This window comes from Sphingomonas sp. CCH9-F2 (assembly GCF_001556735.1).
Classification (GTDB): Bacteria; Pseudomonadota; Alphaproteobacteria; order Sphingomonadales; family Sphingomonadaceae; genus Sphingomonas; species Sphingomonas ginsenosidimutans.
Window position 1 is genome coordinate 1 of sequence record NZ_LSJO01000703.1, and the last position, 3,707, is coordinate 3,707.

3 protein-coding genes and 1 pseudogene are annotated in these 3,707 nt (G+C 74.9%); all 4 read right to left on the reverse strand.

What is annotated here, in order from left to right:
* A partial coding sequence (locus tag AX685_RS20085) for a hypothetical protein (RefSeq protein ID WP_066491991.1) occupies positions 1–359 on the reverse strand: 359 nt, incomplete at its 3' end.
* Positions 356–1,180 (reverse strand): DUF2163 domain-containing protein, encoded by an 825-nt coding sequence (locus AX685_RS20090; protein WP_066491987.1) that lies wholly within the window; start codon positions 1,178–1,180, stop codon positions 356–358. The genes AX685_RS20090 and AX685_RS20085, both read right to left, overlap by 4 nt.
* Complete coding sequence (locus tag AX685_RS20095) at positions 1,177–3,450, reverse strand: DUF2460 domain-containing protein (protein WP_066491989.1); 2,274 nt, start codon at positions 3,448–3,450, stop codon at positions 1,177–1,179. The genes AX685_RS20090 and AX685_RS20095 overlap by 4 nt, the downstream gene beginning before the upstream one ends.
* Positions 3,450–3,677: pseudogene (locus tag AX685_RS20100) on the reverse strand (tail tape measure protein); the annotation flags it as partial. The gene AX685_RS20095 and the pseudogene AX685_RS20100, both read right to left, overlap by 1 nt.
* Between the last annotated feature and the right edge of the window lie 30 nt (positions 3,678–3,707).

Sequence of the window (3,707 nt, forward strand, 5' to 3'; positions counted from 1 at the left end):
GGCCATGGCGGCACCCCCGGCCGCGCCACCACCCGCCCCGCGCCCGCATCCGCGTGAACGATCCCGTCCGCGGTGCGGATCGCCAGATGCAGCTGCGTCGCCGCGACGCGCAGCAGCAGCACGTCGCCCGCCGCCTCACCCGCGCACGGCACCGCCCCCGCCGGGATCGCGCCTGCCGGCAGGACGGCGCAGCGCAGCGCATAGTCGCGCGGCAACCGCACGTCCGGGCGAACCGCCGCGACCGCCACCGCCACCACCCCGACACAGTCCAGCCCCAGCGCCGGGTCGCGCCCCTGCGGGCGGAACCGTGCGCCCACCGTCGCCAGCGCCGCCGCGGCGACCCGCTCGCCGGTCGTCATGCGCCGGGATAGCGGGTGAGCAGGTCGACGCCCGGCAGATACGGCTCGCCGCGGAAATTGGCGGCGTTGCCGAACCGCGCGGCGCAGGTCGCGATGCGCCGGTCGCACCCCTCGCTCACCTCCACTAGCGTGCCCGGTTCGATCGCGAAGGGCGGCGCCATGCGCAACGTCACCTCGGCACCCGCCGACCGCGCGATCGCGCTGCGCAGCCCGCCGTTGGCGCCCCCGAACCAGCACAGCACGCCCTCGCCCCAGCCGTTGTCGACCGACTCGGCGCAGTCCAGCGTCACCACCTCCCCCGCCGCCGCGACGACGCGCGCGAACCGCCGACGCCCCGCCATCGCCACGCGGCAGCGCCGGTCGCCCAGCGTGGCGCGGCCCGCCGGGGACGTCGCCTCGGTCACCGGCCGCTCCAGCCGCGCGGTCGCGCCGCGCAGTTCCGCCGCGAAGCCGCCGTCCTGCCACGATACCTCGCCGATCCGCCCCTCGCCCAGCGCGATCGGCGTCGCCACCGGATCGTCCCAGTCGATCGCGAAGGTCACCACGCGCGCCGCATCCCATCGCCCCGCGGCCAGATCGCGCGCGGTGATCGCCGCGACGTCCAGCGCCCCGCGCGCGGTCATCGTATCGGGGTCGGCGCCCTCCGCCCGCTCGATCGCGGACGGCGTCATCCCCGGCGCCGCGCGGTATCGCATGCCGCCCACGGTCAGGTCGCGGTCGTGATCGGTCATCGCCACGGTGACGCCATCGGTCCGTTCGATCCGCCAGCACAGCGCCAGCGTCGTCACCCGGTCCGACCCGGTCGTCGCCGCCGCGCTCATGCCTCGCGCACCTCGATCAACGGCACGCTGGGCACCGCGCCGGCCAGATGCGTCGCGCGCGATACGGTCAGTTCGTCCTCGGCGAAGCGCACCGGCACGTCGAAATCGAACGTCGCGGTCACCGCCGCGCCCGCTGGCGGCGCGGTGTCCAGCGTCACCATGCCCGCCGCCGCCACCGCGAAGGCCTGGGTCGGCTGCCCGTCGATCGCGATCCGCACCGTGCCGGTCACCGGGCGGGTGATCCGCCGCGCCGCCGCGCCGTAACGGCGCACCAGCGCGAAGCTGCGCGTCGTGCCGTCGCCGGTCCCGATCCGCTCGCCCTCGGCGTGCCAGTCGAACGGGTCGCGCAGCCGGAATCCGCGCGCCGGCCCATGCCGCGCGCGGAAAAACGCCAGCAGTGCGGCGACATCGCCCTCGCTGCGCACCCCCGGCCCCACGTCATACCGGGTGCGCGCCTGCGCCCAGGCGACCTGCCGCGTCTCGCGCCCGCCGCCGCTGGTGGTCACGCTGGTCGAAAAGGTAGGCGTCACTTCCGCCTCGCGCCCCAGCGCCAGCGGGAACGCCACGTCGTCGAACGCCTCCACCCCGTCCTCCTCATCCTGCCAATAGGTCAGCCCGTCGCGCATCACCTGCGGCAGCGCCCACAGATAGACGCGGCGCACCCCGCGGGCTTTCGCCGCCTGCGCCGCCGCCACGATCCGCTCCCATTGCGCGCGATCCTCGGGCCGCAGCACGAAGCCCGCGAAATAGTCCTGCGCCGCCGCCGGATAGCCGAGCCGCGCGGTCGCCGCCGCCGCGCCCGCCGCGCTCGACGCGGTGTCGCCCGCGGTGACCCAGTCGTAATCTTCCAGTTGCAGCACATCGAAGGCGGGCGCGGCCCAGCCGGCCGGCAGGTTCATGCGCTTCGCCTCCGGCGCGGCGGCGTCCAGCACTGTCGGCAGATAGGCGAGCAGATAGGTGGCGCAACCCGGCTGCGCGGCGCGCGCCGCCGCGGCCAGCGCGGCGGTGGACGCCGCCAGCGCCGCGCCCGCCCGGTCCAGCGTCGCGCGCTGCGCCGCGTCCAGTGCGGCGCGCAGGTCGGGGATCGCCGCAGGCGCGATCGCCGCCACCGCGCTGGCATCGTAAAGGCACGGTCGCGCGGCGGCGCCGGGGGTCACCCACCACCACGGCTCGCCCACCTGGAAATGCGGCGCCAGTCCCGCGGCCGCACCGATCGCCAGGAACGCCGCCGCCACCGCGCGCAGATAGGCCATCGCCGGGTCGCAGGTCGGCGACAGCAACGTCGACGGCGGCACCCAGCCGGTCAGCGCCGGGCTGCCATCCGCCGCGCGCTGCTTCCACGCCGCCGGGCAATGCGCGTCGAACAATTCGTAGGACAGCGACCAGATCAGATCGTATCCCAGCACCGCAGCGCGCCGCGCGAAATCGCCATGCCACGCCGCACACGCCGCGTTGAGCGCCCCGCCCGCCAGCGTCACCGCCTCACCCCCGGCGGTCAGCCGGAAATAATGGCTCATCCCCACATAATGGACGATCGCCCCGCGATACCCTAGGTGCAGCGCGTTGCGCAGCAGCCGCTGCGGGGTCAGGTGATAGCTGTCGTCATATCCGCTCGCGATGCGCAGGTCGTGTTCGGGCACCACCACGTCGCCGATCGCCAGCACCGCGCCCGATCCGGTGCAGGCGATCGCGCTCAGTTCGGCCCAGCCCTCGACCGGCATCGGCAGCGCGCCGCCGCCCTGCTCGCCATAGCCTGGCGCGACCAGCGACACGAACATCCGGTCGACGTCACCCGCCCACACCGGGTCCGCCTCGCCCGGCAACGCGAAGCCGCCGTCCAGCGCGGCGAAGTCCAGCGTCACCCGCGCATCGGTCGGCGTCCCCTGCGCATAGTTCCACAGCCGCACGTACCAGGCGCGCGCCTGCCCCGCGGCATCGCGCCCCTCGATCGTCAGCACCGGGCCGTTGACCGCGTCCAGCGCCACCACCCCGGCCGATCGCCAGCGGAACGACAGCTGGCACGCGCGGTAATCGCACGCCTCCTCATAGCACAGCAGCGGGTGGTCGTGCCGGTCGGCGCTTTCCCAGATCAGCCCCGCCAGGTCGTCGCGGCGATAGAAGACCGCATCGACCCGCACCGTATCGGGTGCCGGCGTCGTCACCGCCGCCATCATCGGGCGCGGAAAGTTGACCGTCCAGAACGCGGGGTCGAACCGCTGGATGAACCCGGTGGCCTGCTCGGCCCGCTGCGCCGCCAGCCAATGCCCCATCACTCGCCCTCCGTCAGTGCGGCGCGCACCGCGCGCGCCACCTGCCGGCTGGATCGCGCCAGCGCGGCGGGCGCGGCATTGTCGCCCGCACGGATCGTGATCGCGACACGCACGTCGCGCCCGCCCCCCGCCCCACCGCCGGCGGGGATCACCTGTCCGCTGCTGGTCGGCACGAACAATTCCGGTCCGCGCTCTCCCACCCAATAGGGTCGCGACGGGCGGGCCGGTCAGCCCGGCGCGACCCTATTGGGTGGGAG

Excerpts from the sequence above, each read along its gene's own strand:
- AX685_RS20090 (WP_066491987.1), bottom strand. The coding sequence starts at position 1,180 with ATGAGCGCGGCGGCGACGACCGGGTCGGACCGGGTGACGACGCTGGCG.
- AX685_RS20095 (WP_066491989.1), bottom strand. The coding sequence starts at position 3,450 with ATGGGGCATTGGCTGGCGGCGCAGCGGGCCGAGCAGGCCACCGGGTTC.